The 15,032-nt window shown below is 38.3% G+C and carries 15 protein-coding genes and 1 pseudogene; 10 read left to right on the forward strand and 6 right to left on the reverse strand.

Translation table 11 applies throughout. The annotated features are described in order from the left end of the window. Nucleotides 1-3: 3 nt before the first annotated feature. The 5 genes and pseudogenes from ABIB40_RS06990 (at nucleotide 4) to ABIB40_RS07010 (ending at nucleotide 3,237) form a co-directional block, all read left to right on the forward strand. Nucleotides 4-981 carry a hypothetical protein gene (locus tag ABIB40_RS06990; RefSeq protein ID WP_354357387.1) on the forward strand — a complete coding sequence of 326 codons (978 nt, stop codon included), beginning with the start codon at nucleotides 4-6 and terminating at the stop codon, nucleotides 979-981. After that, complete coding sequence (locus ABIB40_RS06995) at nucleotides 959-2,095, forward strand: glycosyltransferase family 2 protein (RefSeq protein ID WP_354357389.1); 1,137 nt, start codon at nucleotides 959-961, stop codon at nucleotides 2,093-2,095. The genes ABIB40_RS06990 and ABIB40_RS06995 overlap by 23 nt, the downstream gene beginning before the upstream one ends. A 32-nt stretch (nucleotides 2,096-2,127) precedes the next feature. Then, nucleotides 2,128-2,445: pseudogene (locus tag ABIB40_RS07000) on the forward strand (ABC transporter permease); the annotation flags it as partial. Nucleotides 2,446-2,489: 44 nt separating this feature from the next. Continuing rightward, nucleotides 2,490-2,894 (forward strand): ABC transporter permease, encoded by a 405-nt coding sequence (locus ABIB40_RS07005; RefSeq protein ID WP_354357391.1) that lies wholly within the window; start codon nucleotides 2,490-2,492, stop codon nucleotides 2,892-2,894. Further along, complete coding sequence (locus ABIB40_RS07010) at nucleotides 2,875-3,237, forward strand: ABC transporter permease (protein ID WP_354357393.1); 363 nt, start codon at nucleotides 2,875-2,877, stop codon at nucleotides 3,235-3,237. Before ABIB40_RS07005 ends, ABIB40_RS07010 begins: the two co-directional genes overlap by 20 nt. A gap of 1 nt (nucleotide 3,238) precedes the next feature. Here ABIB40_RS07010 and ABIB40_RS07015 read toward each other — a convergent pair whose 3' ends face one another. Next, nucleotides 3,239-4,378 (reverse strand): alpha/beta hydrolase, encoded by a 1,140-nt coding sequence (locus ABIB40_RS07015; protein ID WP_354357395.1) that lies wholly within the window; start codon nucleotides 4,376-4,378, stop codon nucleotides 3,239-3,241. A gap of 139 nt (nucleotides 4,379-4,517) precedes the next feature. Here ABIB40_RS07015 and rnhB point away from each other — a divergent pair, with 139 nt between their 5' ends. The 4 genes from rnhB to ABIB40_RS07035 all read left to right on the forward strand — a co-directional run bounded on the left by rnhB (nucleotide 4,518) and on the right by ABIB40_RS07035 (nucleotide 8,378). Next, the gene (gene rnhB / locus ABIB40_RS07020) at nucleotides 4,518-5,126 is read left to right on the forward strand and encodes a ribonuclease HII (RefSeq protein WP_354357397.1); all 609 of its coding nucleotides are present in this window, start codon (nucleotides 4,518-4,520) and stop codon (nucleotides 5,124-5,126) included. A gap of 20 nt (nucleotides 5,127-5,146) precedes the next feature. Beyond that, the gene (locus tag ABIB40_RS07025) at nucleotides 5,147-6,367 is read left to right on the forward strand and encodes a glycosyltransferase family 4 protein (protein WP_354357399.1); all 1,221 of its coding nucleotides are present in this window, start codon (nucleotides 5,147-5,149) and stop codon (nucleotides 6,365-6,367) included. A 102-nt stretch (nucleotides 6,368-6,469) separates the two neighbouring features. Continuing rightward, nucleotides 6,470-7,552 (forward strand): glycine cleavage system aminomethyltransferase GcvT, encoded by a 1,083-nt coding sequence (gcvT, locus tag ABIB40_RS07030; RefSeq protein WP_354357400.1) that lies wholly within the window; start codon nucleotides 6,470-6,472, stop codon nucleotides 7,550-7,552. A gap of 103 nt (nucleotides 7,553-7,655) precedes the next feature. Then, nucleotides 7,656-8,378 carry a 2-phosphosulfolactate phosphatase gene (locus ABIB40_RS07035; RefSeq protein WP_354357401.1) on the forward strand — a complete coding sequence of 241 codons (723 nt, stop codon included), beginning with the start codon at nucleotides 7,656-7,658 and terminating at the stop codon, nucleotides 8,376-8,378. Between the two features lie 163 nt (nucleotides 8,379-8,541). Here ABIB40_RS07035 and ABIB40_RS07040 read toward each other — a convergent pair whose 3' ends face one another. Then, nucleotides 8,542-9,315, reverse strand: a complete 774-nt coding sequence (locus ABIB40_RS07040) for a patatin-like phospholipase family protein (RefSeq protein WP_354357403.1) — start codon at nucleotides 9,313-9,315, stop codon at nucleotides 8,542-8,544. Between the two features lie 72 nt (nucleotides 9,316-9,387). Further along, complete coding sequence (gene gldB, locus ABIB40_RS07045) at nucleotides 9,388-10,422, reverse strand: gliding motility lipoprotein GldB (protein ID WP_354357405.1); 1,035 nt, start codon at nucleotides 10,420-10,422, stop codon at nucleotides 9,388-9,390. A 56-nt stretch (nucleotides 10,423-10,478) separates the two neighbouring features. Between gldB and ABIB40_RS07050 the strand changes: the two genes are divergently transcribed. Next, nucleotides 10,479-12,131 (forward strand): NAD+ synthase, encoded by a 1,653-nt coding sequence (locus ABIB40_RS07050; protein WP_354357407.1) that lies wholly within the window; start codon nucleotides 10,479-10,481, stop codon nucleotides 12,129-12,131. Nucleotides 12,132-12,238: 107 nt separating this feature from the next. On the opposite strand, the gene ABIB40_RS07055 is transcribed toward ABIB40_RS07050, so the two are convergent. From ABIB40_RS07055 to ABIB40_RS07065, 3 genes are all read right to left on the reverse strand, one after another. Then, nucleotides 12,239-12,694, reverse strand: a complete 456-nt coding sequence (locus ABIB40_RS07055) for a hypothetical protein (protein WP_354357409.1) — start codon at nucleotides 12,692-12,694, stop codon at nucleotides 12,239-12,241. Next, a complete protein-coding gene (locus tag ABIB40_RS07060) occupies nucleotides 12,694-13,254 on the reverse strand; it encodes a Panacea domain-containing protein (protein ID WP_354357411.1) in 561 nt (186 codons plus the stop codon). Before ABIB40_RS07060 ends, ABIB40_RS07055 begins: the two co-directional genes overlap by 1 nt. Nucleotides 13,255-13,589: 335 nt before the next feature. Then, entirely contained in the window at nucleotides 13,590-14,906 is a 1,317-nt protein-coding gene (locus tag ABIB40_RS07065) for an RICIN domain-containing protein (protein WP_354357413.1), read from the reverse strand. Nucleotides 14,907-15,032: the final 126 nt, after the last annotated feature.

A 15,032-nucleotide genomic window follows, 5' to 3' on the forward strand; every position in this document is an offset into this window, starting at 1 on the left:
ATTTTGCTTGTAAAGAACAAAAAAATCCTTTCCTTAATTCTTAAGTCGGCCATTGTACTTTTTGCCTTTTGGTTTATTTACCAAAAACTTGTTGCAAATAGAAATTTAAGCGATTTTTGGAGCTTGCTCAACAATATTTCGCCCAAAGAAATTGCGTTTTTTATTGGTCTGGTGTTTTTTTTAATGTTCGTAAATTGGTTGCTGGAGGCGGCGAAATGGAAGAGATTAATAAGGCACATAGAGCGTTTAAGTTTTTGGCAGTCTATCGAATCTGTTTTTTGTGGATTGACTTTGGCCATCTTTACCCCAAATCGCTTGGGAGAATATGGTGGCAGAGTTTTTTTCTTATCGCCTAAACGGCGAATTGTTGGTGTAGTAGCCATGGCGGTGGGGAATATTGGCCAAATGGTGTTAACAAATGTTTTTGGGGCTATTGCCGGATGCTTTTTTGTTTACCGATTTTATCCCACAAACAGCCTGATGTTTTTTGCCTTGGTAAGTATAGTTGCGATATTCTGCATGTTCTTCCTTGTCTTCTATTTTAACATAAAATGGCTAAACAGAATTTTATTATCTATTAAATTTACGAGGAAATACAGCAAGTTCTACAGCGTGCTAGCGCGGTATCGAAAGCTAGAACTGTTGAAAATTCTACTTTATTGCTTGGCGCGTTATTTAGTTTTTACTTCCCAATATTTCATCCTTTTTATGTGGTTGATCCCAGGATTACATTACCTGGACGTACTGATGATGATCTGCATTTTGTTTTTTATTCAATCGGCGTTGCCTTCGTTGGATCTTTTTGATGTTGGCGTAAGAAGCGTTACTGCTGTAGAATTATTTAAACACATAACTGATGCACATGTAGCAGTTATTGCCTGCACAGCTAGCATTTGGTTGATAAATATTATAATCCCCGCAATACTGGGAACTTATTTCGTATTCAAACTTAACTTCTTTGGAAATACTAAACCTACTTAAATTTTTATCGAACGGTCTAACCTTCATTTATGTAATACTTGTGCTTAGCTTTATTATCGGCTGGGTAAAGTTGCCCGTGTTTCAGTTGAGAAGCCACAGTCCGAAAACAAAAGTTTCTATAATCATCGCTGCCAGAAACGAAGAAATAAACATCGAGAGAACCATAAAAGCGCTACTCACGCAGAATTATCCTAAAGCGTTGATAGAGGTGATTATTGTAGATGATCAATCTACGGACCGCACGGCAGAAATCGTCGAAGGCTATGCCTCGAAAGGAATTAAATTATTGAAGCTAAATCCAGGAAAGCGATTAAATAGCTATAAAAAAAAGGCGATTGAAACAGCAATTGGTTTAAGTTGTGGAGATTTAATTGTAACCACCGATGCCGATTGCAGCATGGGTTCTAGGTGGCTGTCTACCATCGTGGGGCTTTACGAAGAAAAAGGTTTCAAAATGATTTCTTCGCCAGTGATGTTTTTTGAAGAGAGGAACTTGTTTGAGCGCATGCAAACACTAGAGTTTTTGTATTTAATTGGAATGGGCGCATCGACCATTGGAAACAAAATGCCTTCTACGTGCAATGGCGCAAACCTTGCCTATCAAAAAAAGGTATTTTTAGAAGTAGGTGGTTTTAAAGGAATAGACGATCTTGCCTCTGGCGATGATGAGTTGTTGCTGCATAAAATAGCAGCCAAATATCCTAACGGCATTGGCTTTTTAAAAAATACCGATGCAATGGTGTACACAGACGCAAAAGACAATCTGGGCCAGTTTATTCAACAGCGAAAACGTTGGGCGTCTAAAAGCACCAAGTATAAGAATAAGGCCATTATTTTGCTTGGCATTTTAATTTGGACGTTCAATCTTAGTATTTTAGCAAATGTGGTGTTAGGTTTGTTTTTCTCTCAATTTTTTCTAATTGCGGGCTATCAACTTTTAGCCAAATTCGCCTTAGAACTGTGTTTTTTAGTGCCAGTTACCTCTTTTGCTAAGCGAAGAAAATTGCTTTTGTTGAGTCCGATTTTAACTATCTTGCATATATTTTACATGGTTTACATCGGCATTGCCGGAAACAGCGGAAAATATAATTGGAAAGATAGGATGGTTAAATAATGGATAAAACCCCATCATAGCAAGTTTGGCATAGGTTAAAGAAAAATAAGTTGGCCTTTGGCGGCTTGATTTTTATTGTGTTGCTAATGTTAACAAGCGTTTTGGGATATTTGATTATGCCAGATGATTCTCCGTTTGCCAACAATATGCATCTGCAAATTACCAATAAAAAGCCCGGTAGTAGCTTTAGTTTTGTGATCACCAGCAGAAATGCTTTGGTCAAAAAACGAGACATATTCCACAAAATGCTATATGGCCAAGAGCCCAGTTTTAAGTGCATTCCCATTTCTTCTTACAGGTTTGCAAACAGCATTGTTTTTGTTAGGGAGTATCTTGGCATGAAGAAGTAGCCGAAGAAAATAAATTTAACCTTGCAAAGCTCTGCAACGAATGTGTGGCCATTTCTGGAGAGCAAGCGAAAGCTAATGAGTTTAAAAGACAGAACATCTATCAAAAAACTTTTTGGTTTGAAACAGATATTTACGGGCGCAATCTGTTAAGCAGGATGATTTTGGGCATTCGTATTTCGCTCTCTGTTGGATTAATTGCAGTACTTGTTTCGCCTTCCATAGGTATTTCGCTCGGCGCTATTTCGGGTTATTACGGCGGCAAAATAGATACAGCTATTTCTTGGTATATGATTGTGCTTTGGTCTTTGCCTTCTTTGTTGCTTGTTATAGCAATTTCTTTTGCGCTTGGTAAGGGGTTTTGGCAGATTTTTATTGCTATTGGCTTGTCTACTTGGGTAGATGTTGCAAGATTAGGCCGCGGACAAGTGGATGGCCTTAAAAAATATTGAGTTTGTAGAGGCAGCAAAAGCTTTGGGTTTCGGCGATGCCAGAATTATCATTAAACACATCTTACCAAACATTGCAGGACTAATTTTAGTGGTAACTTCAGCAAATTTTGCCCCGGCCATTTTGCTGGAAACCGGACTTATTTTTTTGGGTTTCGGCGCGCAACCGCCAAAGCCCAGTTGGGGCAGCATGATTAAAGAATATTATGGCTACATTATTATGGATGCCGTCTATTTGGCGTTTTTTCCGGGAATTGCCATTATGCTTACCGTTTATGCTTTTAATGTGGTGGACATCGGCTTACGCGATGCCTTTGATGTGAAAACACAAAACGTTACGGTTTAAATTAATGGGTTACAGCGTACGCAAAACGCTCCATGCTATACACAGAAAGCTGTCCAGATGGGCCGTTTAAATTATATTCGCAACCATGCGTTGCCCAAGGTAAGCTTAGCAGAAAGTTTTTTACACCAAATTGATCTAACTTTTTTGCCATTCTAAGCGATTGTTCGTAATGCACATGTGCATCAATCATGCCGTGTACCTGCAAAGTCGGCAGTGTTTTGCGATTTATAAATAGATAAGCCGACTCAGCTTTGTATCTGTCGGGAACATGAGTTGGACTGCCACCCAAAAAATCTCGTTGCACCATTTTAGAGTCCATAATTAATGGATTGTCTGGGTGTTTGTACGACCAAAACATATCATTTGGCCCATAAAAAATCATTACACCCTTTACACCCGGCTCGGTATTTACGTAGGCAGAAGTTGCCACAATTTGTCCACCGGCAGAACGCCCCAGCATTACAAAGTTATTGGTATCTATTTTCAGTTCAACAGCATGCGCTTTTAGCCACTTAAAGGCAGATTTAACATCATCTTGCGTAGCAGGACTATGAAATTTTGGCGCAAGGCGGTAATTCATGGTAGAAACCTGATAGCCAGCATTTGCAAAATAATTATTCATGGCGGCAATTTCGCTGTTGTCGCCGCGTTTCCAGGAGCCACCGTGCACCACAAACAAGCATGGCCTAACGCCCGGCATGGCAGATGGTGTAAAATTTAAGCTGAGTTTTTCGCCACCATTTACTGCATATTGGTAGGTTTTAAAAGGAATTTCCTTTGCTCCATTACCAAAAAACATCTGCCAAAAGCTAAAAGGCTGATGTTCTCTAAAACCATTAAGATTGTTTACTTTTTCTCCACAAGCGTTTACCAATTCGGAATTTAGGTTTTTGCCCACATTATACGCTCTAACCACCGGCGAACAGAAGATTAAGAATGCAGCTACGCCAAAAGTTAAACACGCTGCGCGATACTTTTCCTTCTTGTAGCTCCAAAATAAAAGAGGAATCATCGCCAGGAAAAAGAAATAGGGAAACTCTGGAATAAGGATACTTACATACCAAAGTTCTTTTGATTGGGCAGGAATGAAGTTAACAAGCGAAAGAAGGAATAGGAAAATGATGATAATTAGGCGGAACATGGCGTTGGTTTTTAATTGATTTACGTTTATTGGCTATCGACAGTTTTTTAAATTGTTCATCAGTATTTAGAATTATCATTATACATTACTTTCTCTTCTTATAGGAAAATAAGCCTAAGTAATTTATAAATTTGTATTAATGTTGCTAAATTGTTATCAAGAAGAATTTATAGAAGCCGGTTGTGATGAAGCAGGGCGAGGTTGCTTGGCCGGTCCTGTATTTGCTGCGGCCGTAATTTTACCTAAAGATTTCCAATTAGAGGGATTGAACGATTCTAAGCAGTTAAGCCATGCGCAAAGAGAAAAACTCAGGCCTATTATAGAAAAGGAAGCCCTTGCGTGGGCAGTTGCATCTTGCGATCACCAAGAGATAGACGAGATAAATATTCTAAATGCCTCTTTTTTAGCCATGCATAGGGCGATAGAGAAATTGAGCACTCAACCAGAACATTTGGTTATAGATGGCAACAGGTTTAAAGCCTACAGGCAAATTGAGCATACTTGCATTGTTAAGGGCGATGGAAAATATTTAAACATTGCTGCAGCCTCTATTTTGGCCAAAACGCATCGCGATGCTTATATGTGTGCCTTGGCAGAAGATTATCCGCAATATCATTGGCTAAAGAACAAGGGATACCCAACGGTTGCGCATAGAATGGCGGTTATCGAAATCGGTTTATCGCCTTACCACCGTAAAACTTTTAATGTAAGCGACCCACAATTAAATCTTTTCGAAAAAATGCCATAAAATTTGTATTTTGAGCACAAGTGAAAATACTTTTTATAACAAAGCAAATCCCATTTCCACCTAGAAGCGGCTATCCAATTGTGGTGTACAACACCATAAAAGGCTTGCTAGATCTAGGTGCAGAAATTTCTTTGTTTAGTTTAAACCCAATTAGAAATAATATAGAGGTAGACGACATTTACGATCCGGTGTTTAAGCAGATAAAATTTTATACCCAAACGGTAGACAATCGGGTAAAAGCCTTAGATGCTTTGGTAAATCTCTTCGGTAAAACATCGTATAATGTTTCTAGATTTTATACAGATGAGGCAGCCAAAAAGCTAGAAATTATTTTAAGAGAAAATGCGTTTGATGTAATTCAGTTGGAAAGCTTATTTACCGTGCCTTATCTCGATTTAATTAAGCAATACAGCAGTGCTAAGGTTATTTATCGTGCACACAACATAGAGTTTTTGCTTTGGGAGCGTTTGTCGGGTCAGCCTGGATTTTTTTTAAGACGCAAATATTTGTCGTTTTTAACACAACGATTGCGAGCTTTCGAAACCGCACACATTAACCGTTTTGATTATATTTTTGCCATAAGCGAACCCGATAGGCACAATATTTTGCGCTTTGGATGTGAAGTGCCCATAGCCGTTTTCCCGGTAGCGTTAAACCTAGATCATTACGTGGTCGATAGAAGTAAAACCAGCTATCCAACATTATTTCACCTAGGTGCGATGGACTGGCGACCTAACCAAGAAGGTTTGGAATGGTTTTTAGATGATATTTGGCCCGATATAGAAAAACTGAACAAAGATCTTCGCTTTTACATCGCTGGTAAGAACATGCAAAAGCATTTTTTCGATTACGATTCTGAAAATGTAATAGTAGAAGGAGAAGTGTTTGATGCAATTGAATTTATCAATTCTAAAGCCATTATGATAGTTCCCTTGCTTTGTGGTACCGGCATGCGCGTAAAAATTATTGAGGGAATGGCCATGAAAAAGTGCATCATAGCCACTACCATCGCCGCAGAGGGAATTAAATATACCAACGGACATGATATTTTGATAGCAGATACTGCCGATGAGTTTTACCGATCTATTCTACAGTGTATGATAAATCCTAAGCGTTGGATGGAAATTGGTGACCATGCGAGACAAACGGTTGAGAAATATCATAGAATTAGACCCGTATGTTCGGAGATTATGAAGATTTACGAAGATTTGAGTGAAAATTACCCGAAGAAGGGCAATTAACCTGCGTTTATTCCAATAAATTTATGGCGCCCGCGGCTTAAAAATCTTTGCTGCCTGAACATTAATTTTTTCTTGCTATTTTTGCCGCAAATAAATTTTTGTATGAACAATACCGCCTTAACAGATAAGCACATTGCCTTAGGTGCCAAAATGGTTCCGTTTGCTGGCTATAATATGCCAGTAAGTTATCCAGAGGGAATAAATGCAGAGCACGCTACCGTAAGAAAAAGTGTTGGTGTGTTTGATGTAAGCCACATGGGAGAGTTTATTTTAAAAGGCGTGGATGCTTTAGATCTAATACAACGCGTTACCAGCAACGATGCTGCCAAATTGCATGATGGCAAAATTCAATATTCTTGTTTACCCAACGAAGAGGGCGGTATTGTAGATGATTTGTTGGTATATCGTTTGGATGAAAAAAGTTATATGTTGGTGGTTAATGCTTCCAATATAGAGAAAGATTGGAACTGGATTAAGCGTTTTAACACCAAAAATGTAGAAATGCACAACATATCTGATGAAACGTCGCTACTAGCCGTTCAAGGCCCCAAGGCAATTGATGCTTTACAAACCTTAACCGACATAGATCTTTCGTCGATGGATTATTACACGTTTAAAAAGGGGACTTTTGCGGGTGTAGATAATGTGCTTATTTCTGCTACGGGTTATACTGGCGCAGGTGGTTTCGAAATATATTTTGAAAATAAACAAGCCGATAAAATTTGGGACGCCATTTTTGAAGCTGGAAAACCTTTTAACATCAAACCGATTGGTTTGGGTGCTAGAGATACTTTGCGATTGGAAATGGGTTTTTGTTTGTATGGAAATGATATAGACGACACAACTTCGCCAATAGAGGCTGGTTTAGGTTGGATTACTAAATTCTCTAAATCGTTTACAAATTCCGAAAAATTGCTTGCACAAAAGGAAGCTGGAGTGAGCCAAAAACTTATCGGTTTCGAAATGGTAGAACGCGGCATACCCAGACATGATTACCAAATTTTAGACGCACAAGGAAATGTAATTGGAAAAGTAACCTCTGGAACTCAATCGCCATCCTTGCAAAAGGCAATAGGTATGGGCTATGTAGAAAAGGCTTTTTCCAAAGAAGATTCAGAGATTTTTATTCTCATCCGCAACACACCTATAAAAGCCAAGGTAGTTAAATTCCCTTTTTATAAATAGGGTTTAGGGTGTGAGGCGAAAGGCTCAAGGGTTTTATTCCGCGCTATCCCCTCTAACCTATACCCTATCCCCTATCCCCTCTAACCTCTAACCTTCCTCCCGTATGCCTAAAAAAATTGAAGTTTGCCTAACACCAGCCCTGATAGATCTACACGATATTGAAGAAAGTACCGTAGTGGTTATTGATATTTTAAGAGCTTCATCATCTATTACTGTTGGAATAGACAATGGCGCAGCGGCAATTATTCCTGTAGCCATGGTAGAAGAGTGTTTGGCTTATGCAGATCGGGGATTTCTGTTGGCAGCCGAACGAAATGGAGAAGTTGTAGAAGGCTACGATTTCGGAAACTCTCCTTTTAGTTATACCGAAGAAAAAGTAGCTGGAAAAACCATTGTGTTAACCACCACAAACGGAACGGGAGCTTTGCAATTGGCGGCGGCTAGAGCCAAACAAGTGTTAATAGGTTCTTTTTTAAACCTTCAACCGCTTTGCAATTACTTAGAAAGCCTACATGGCAATGTGCTATTGCTTTGTGCTGGATGGAAAAATCAATTTAATTTGGAAGACACACTCTTTGCTGGCGCAGTGGTAAATGCTTTACGCAAAAACGGCACTATATACGATGATGCTAGCATAGCGGCCCAAGACCTCTATCTAATCGCCAAAAATGATCTTCGCGGTTATCTGAAAAAATCTTCTCACAGCTATAGGCTCGCTGCGCTAGACATAGAAGATGACGTTGTTTTTTGTCTGCAACAAAACATTTGCGAAGCTATCCCGGTATTGGAAGGAGAGAAGCTGGTACGATTAATTGTTAATGATTAAATGGTTAGTGGTTAGAGAGTGTTTAGTGGTTATCGGTTAACTGGGCCTAGTTATCCTCTGCGAAGTTGTATGACTTCCGACCTCGGACCTCCGACTACATCTAGGCTTTGCTCCTTGCTCAAAATCGCACATTAGCTATAACCTAACGCCTATACCCCAACACCTACTTTCCTTTAATCTGCGCATAAATTTCTGGGTTGTTTTTTATAACACCAAGCGTTTCCTCATAAGCAATCCAGTAAATGTCTTCTGCACGTTTTAAATCGAATGTGCTAATGGCACCCAAACCTTTAGGTTCTATAAGAAGGTTACAGTATTTCGCCTTCCGTTCCATATCATGATTTATAGACATTACACTTGCTCTACTCAAAAGGTTTCTAATGCCTGTAATTTTATCAACTTTATTTAGGTGATTGCAGGAAGAGCCAATGATGATATCGCATTTATTCATTAATGGCTCTATGGGAAAATTGTTGATGATCCCACCATCCACGTACATTTGGTCATTAATCATTACGGGCTTAAAAATACCAGGGATGCAGCAAGAGGCGTGTATTGCCTTAATTAATGGGCCTTTGGTAAATTGGACCGCTTTGCCTTCGCTAAAATTTACGGCAGTAATAATCAACGGGATGTCTAAATCTTCTATATTATCTTTTAACAAGTATTCTTTAAAAAGTAGACTGGTGGATTCGATATTTACCAATCCCAAAGATCCCAGCGCGGGCCTAAAAAAACGCCACAACTTGGTGTCCATGTAAATTTCAAAGGCCTTTTCTGGATCTATGCCCGAGGCCAAAGTTGCACCCACTATTGCGCCAGCGCTCGTTCCGCTTATAAAATCGGGTGTAATGCCAAAGTTTTTTAGTGCTTTTAAAACACCCAAATGCGAAATTCCCCTTATTCCTCCTCCTGATAAAACAATCCCTATTTTCATATTTCCTTTATTGATCTTTGGCCTAACTACTTGGTTTACTCGTATTCCATCCAACTGCTTCAAACATCATACCTATTCTTGTTTTGGCTTATATTTCGATTGCTGCAATATTTTCTGTCCGTCGTTATCGGCCATTAATTGCTGTAGCGTAACTGTAGGATGTTCAGCCATATATTTTTTTACAATCTGCAATCCGGTAAATACGCCCAACTTTGGTGCCGATTCTCTATGTTCGCCCAAACCGGGGGTAAATGGCCCTTCGGCAAGGTACACTTGTATCTTCTGGTAATCAGATTCATAGAGCAAATTATTCTGTAGCATATACGCCCAAATATCTCCCTCAAAATGTGTTGCCCAGTCGTATTGTTTTTTTGTATAACCCAATAAAGTAGAATCGCCAACGTGTTCTGGCAATACTTTTTCTAAAAAGTAGAGAATTTTTCCCTGAAAAACCATTTTAGAAAGTAAAGTTTTATTCTCGTCGGGTTCTGGAAAAAGCTCTTCATGTGCATAAGTGGTGGCAACTCTGGGTACAATGTTCTCTGGTTTAAACTGCGCAGACAAATACCTAGGCACACTTTCTACTATTCCACGATAAAATTTGCTGTCTTTGCCCAAAAACATATCTAACCCAATGCCATAGTATTTATCGCCGATAGGTATTTGATAAGAAAAGCCCGAAACGAAAGCGATAAAGTGTGGTACTTTTGCTTTCGGATAATAATATTTTATGTATTTAAAGGTTTCTGTAAGGTCTTTTTCTTGTGAGTTTAAGTTTGGGAAAACACTGTCAACCTCGTTAGTAAGGTCTTTATAAGCTTTGTCTTTGTAAAGCGCATTTAATACTTCAGGTCTCAGGCGTGATGGATCTCCCACCATTTTGTGGATATAGTCATCATAAAAAACGCCATATTTCTTACTTAAAGCGGCGCTTGTTTTTGTGGTGTTTCCCCCTGCTCCCTCGGCAAGATCTTGGTCGAAGCGGGCAATTTTTATATTTACTTTAATTTTGCTTACATCTGGTTTGCGTTCTTGTTTGCAGGAGATAAATATAGAGGAGCATAAAAAAATTAGATAAATTTGCAGAGGTTTTACACAAGATGCCATATCTTACAAACTTAGATAATTTACTTCTTTAAATTAAAAAAATACCTCATTTGCGCATGAAAATAGCCTTGGCACAACTTAATTATCACGTAGGTAATTTCGAACAGAACACAAAGAAAATCATCGAGGCCATTTCGCTGGCAAAATTAAAAGGCGCAGATCTTGTTGTTTTTGCAGAATTGGCCATTTCTGGTTATCCGCCTAGAGATTTTTTAGAGTTCGAAGAATTTATATCGCTTTGCGAAAAAGCCGCGAAAGAAATTGCGGGGCATTGTAAAGACATTGCTTGCATTGTTGGCTTGCCGATTAAAAACATGGTAATTGAGGGGAAAGATTTATATAATGCCGCTTATTTTATAGAAAATGGTGAAGTGAAGCACATAGCTAAAAAAGCACTGCTGCCAACGTACGATGTTTTTGATGAGTATAGATATTTCGAACCCGCAAACCAATTTAAGTGTGTGGAATTTATGGGTAAAAAGATTGCATTAACCATTTGCGAGGATCTTTGGAACATAAATGACAACCCTCTTTATGTAGCAAACCCCATGGATGTGCTGATACAGGAGCAGCCAGACTTGATGATCAACATTGCTGCGTCGCCATTTTCTTATCTGCACGATGAAAATAGAATTAAGGTGCTTACCGATAATGCAAAAAAATACCAGTTGCCTATTTACTATGTAAACCAAATTGGTGCGCAAACAGAATTGATTTTTGATGGTGGCTCTATGGTGATAAATGCCAGTGGCGATGTGCTGAAAGAGATGAAATATTTTGAGGAAGATTTGGAAGTATTTCAATTCGAGGATGAAAAGAATCCGCGCTCTAATAAAAATATAGATTCAGAAAATACGGAGAGAGAAAGCGATATTGCCCAGATACACGACGCCCTAGTTTTGGGAATTTCAGATTACTTTAAAAAATCGGGTTTTTCTAAGGCGGTTTTGGGTTTGTCTGGCGGAATAGATTCTGCAGTAGTTTGTGCGCTTGCATGTAGGGCTTTAGGCTCAGAAAATGTGATGGCAATTTTAATGCCTTCTAAATACTCTTCTAATCATTCGGTTAACGATGCCTTGGCTTTGGTAGATAATTTTGCTTGTCAGCACCGCATTATTTCTATAAAAGAAGGTGCAGATGCTTTTGATGTGATGCTTGCCGAGTCGTTTAAAGGGCAACCACAAAACTTGACAGAAGAAAATATACAGGCAAGGATTAGAGGAACATTATTAATGGCGATGAGCAATAAGTTTGGTTATATTTTGCTAAACACATCAAACAAAAGCGAATGTGCCGTGGGTTATGGAACTTTATACGGCGACATGTGCGGCGCCATTGCCGTAATTGGCGATGTGTATAAGATGCAGATTTTCGAACTCGCCAAATACATTAACAAAGAACGCGAACTAATTCCAATAAATACCATTGTTAAACCACCGTCTGCAGAGCTGCGGCCAGATCAAAAAGATTCTGATTCTTTGCCACCTTATGAGGTGTTGGATAAAATTCTATTTCAACACATCGAAATGAAAAAAGGAACACAAGCCATTATAAATCAAGGGTTTGATGCTGATTTGGTAAAGCGCGTGCTGTTGATGGTTAACCGTGCCGAGTTTAAACGTTATCAAACGCCACCAATTTTACGCGTATCGCCAAAAGCATTCGGCATGGGTAGGCGTATGCCCATTGTTGGGAAGTATATGATTTGAAGAGGTTATTAGTTATGGAAAAATTGCAGTTTTTTTTGGCGCGGTGTTGTGGGGGTAAAAAAAGCTACCTGATATTTGGAGTTTAGAAAACACTACAGGTTAGTAGGCTATAAAAATAAGCCAAAAGTTTTCTTTGTTGCCGGCGAAATTGTCCGAGCAGATTTAATTTTCAAGCGTATCTCACTCATATCAGTTTCCGAAACCTCTCCTATAACTCGTGTTGGGTTTTCTTCTATAATTTTTGTTAACCATACTTTATCTCGTTTTTGAACAGTTGAACAGTCCGCATACGAATCATGATCGAGGTAAGTTCTTTCTTTTGCCAGCAGCTGTAAGTTTAAATCTCTTAATTCTGGGGTGGTAAAAATTTTGGAATTAATCTCTGAGTTTATAAAAATGGCCGCAAAAATTAATTTGTCATAAGACTGTCCCACCAAAACAAAACGTTTTTCTTTTGGAGGATTAGTATCTTTTACAAAAACACGTATTACTGAACCAATTTTGACATTACGGTGCGCAAATTCTTTTCTAAAATCTTCTGGAAAAGAATCAGAAAGCGACATTAAGCTATTTCAAGATTAAAATTCTCAGAATTAAGCGAAATGTATTCGAGCATTTCTGGCGTCGCATCTGCAGCTTCTGCAATATCTAAATAAGAAATTTCACTTTCACTAGACCTTTCAGCTTTTAACCATGCAGAATCATGCGACTTATTTGTAATGTCTAAAAAGCTCAACTGATAATTTTCGCTAATTGACTTAACGATTACTTCAATATTACTCTCTGATAATTCATCAGTATCGGGCTTCCTATTGGGTGTTACATAAGGAATTTTATCTTTTCGAGCTACGCTAAACGCTTTAGATAATTCCAATGCCTCGCCGAAAGGCGAACTCTGATATTCTGAGGCTTTAAAAACGTCATAAAGAAACGAAGGTACTGGACCATGAGACATAGCTAGATAAGAATCGCCGGTTAACGGATGACCATAGTTTTTAAGATGGTTCTGTTCGGCAAAATATAAAATTTTAAAAATTTTATGATAATCTATATCTCCGAGCTTATTTAAGATGAACAGCGCAGCGTTAATTGTTTTTTTCTTATTTACATTAAATGCTTGCATAGTACAAAGTTAATATTAAATTAGATAGAAAGTTGCTAAATTGTTTAGTAAAACAATTTAAATTCAAAAATTGTTTTAAATGGTACTTTTTAAGACTGCTCTTGTGATGGAAATTTAACCCTTTTTTACGCATATCATCAAAAGCATTTGGCATGGGTAGGCGTATGCCCATTGTTGGGAAGTATATGATTTGAAGAGGTTATTAGGAGAGGTAAACTGTGAGGAAATTTAGTTGGACATTATCAAAAAACGACCGTTTTATGAGAATTATTCCTCTTAAATTTTAAAGTTCAAATATTTTAATTCGGCTGTGGTTATACCAAAAAAAGCTATTACTACTTTATTTTTTTTAGCATCCATTCCTGGCCGGAATTGCCCTTGTCAACCAAAAGCTTTAAATTGTCTCGACCATCCAATTCATCATTTACGCTCAACAAAAACGTTGGGGAACTACTCGGGAGAATCTTATAATTTCTTGAATTTGAGGGTAAAATTCGCCATTGTTGAACATATGTATCTCCACTTTCGCCAATCTGAACACCAGTTGCGAAAAAATTACTTTTATCAATGACCTCTAGCACTTTTTTATTTGCATTTTGGGGTGCTATCTTATAATTACCATTACCTGTTTCCGTAATTTGCCACCGTTGATTTTTACCATTACTATCTGTATACACCCCAACTTTGTCTTTATTCCTCAGTTCACCCCCATTGACGTTTAGACTTCCACCGGAAGGCCTAGTCGATACTATTTCATAAATACCATCGGTTAACGATTTGAAATTAAAATTGATTACAGGCTTTCCATTATTAAAAACATATGGATAGGATAAGTTTGAAACATTTCCATTACCCATTATTAGACCAATTCTTAACACATAGCTTCCAGATGGAGTTTCGAGATCGCTGAGTGGCATGGATATCCTAAAAGAATTGCCTTCTGGCTTTCTAGACCAAGCAACGGCATCATAATCATTCTCGCGAGCGTCAGGATCTTGATAAATGTTAACATCAGTTACAACATCAGTTGTCGAAAAAGTTCCGGAAACAATAAAATCCCCATTAACTACCCTTCCGTCTAATGAGGTTAGCGCAGCATCAGAAGCGTTGTAAAATGTCTTCTTAATTTTTGAAAATATTTGACACCTATCAAGAATAGCGGCTCCCGCCCTATTTATAAAAGTTGGGTCTGATCCAAACACATAATTACCGGTACCCAATAAGTTTTTCCCTAAAGTACGATCTTCCGTTTTTGTCTCCTGTGAATGTGGCAGGTTTAGACCGTGTGCTAACTCATGCATCATTCCACCAAACCATTTCGCTACTAGTCGACCTTTAACATTGTTTTGTCCAAGATATTTAATATCAAAATCAGGATAATCTAGCGCATAGCAGAATTTGCCTAAACCGTAAAAAGGCGCATCCGCGTGATCAATATCATTAACAGAAGAAATAACGAGATAGTGATCTCCGGTTGCTAATGTTGGGTTTGCCGCAAAATAGTTTTTTATTTCTGCTTCAATCGTTCCTTTGTACTTATAGGTATAATTGCTAGCTGTGTAGATGCCGTGAATAACGGTAAAACGTACGGATGAGGTATCGGTACGTTTTACCAACAGACCAAATGTATTTTTATAACCATTTCTTATCATGTTAGACCTGTAATACTCTTGTCCCCATCTCAAAAACTTACTTAATCTTTCTTAATAGTTAGGCAGAATTGATCTGTCTCTTGGAACAAAATAGACAACATTCAAACTGTAAGCGTTTTCTGAAAT

This window comes from Pedobacter sp. UYP30 (assembly GCF_040547165.1).
GTDB lineage: Bacteria > Bacteroidota > Bacteroidia > Sphingobacteriales > Sphingobacteriaceae > Pedobacter.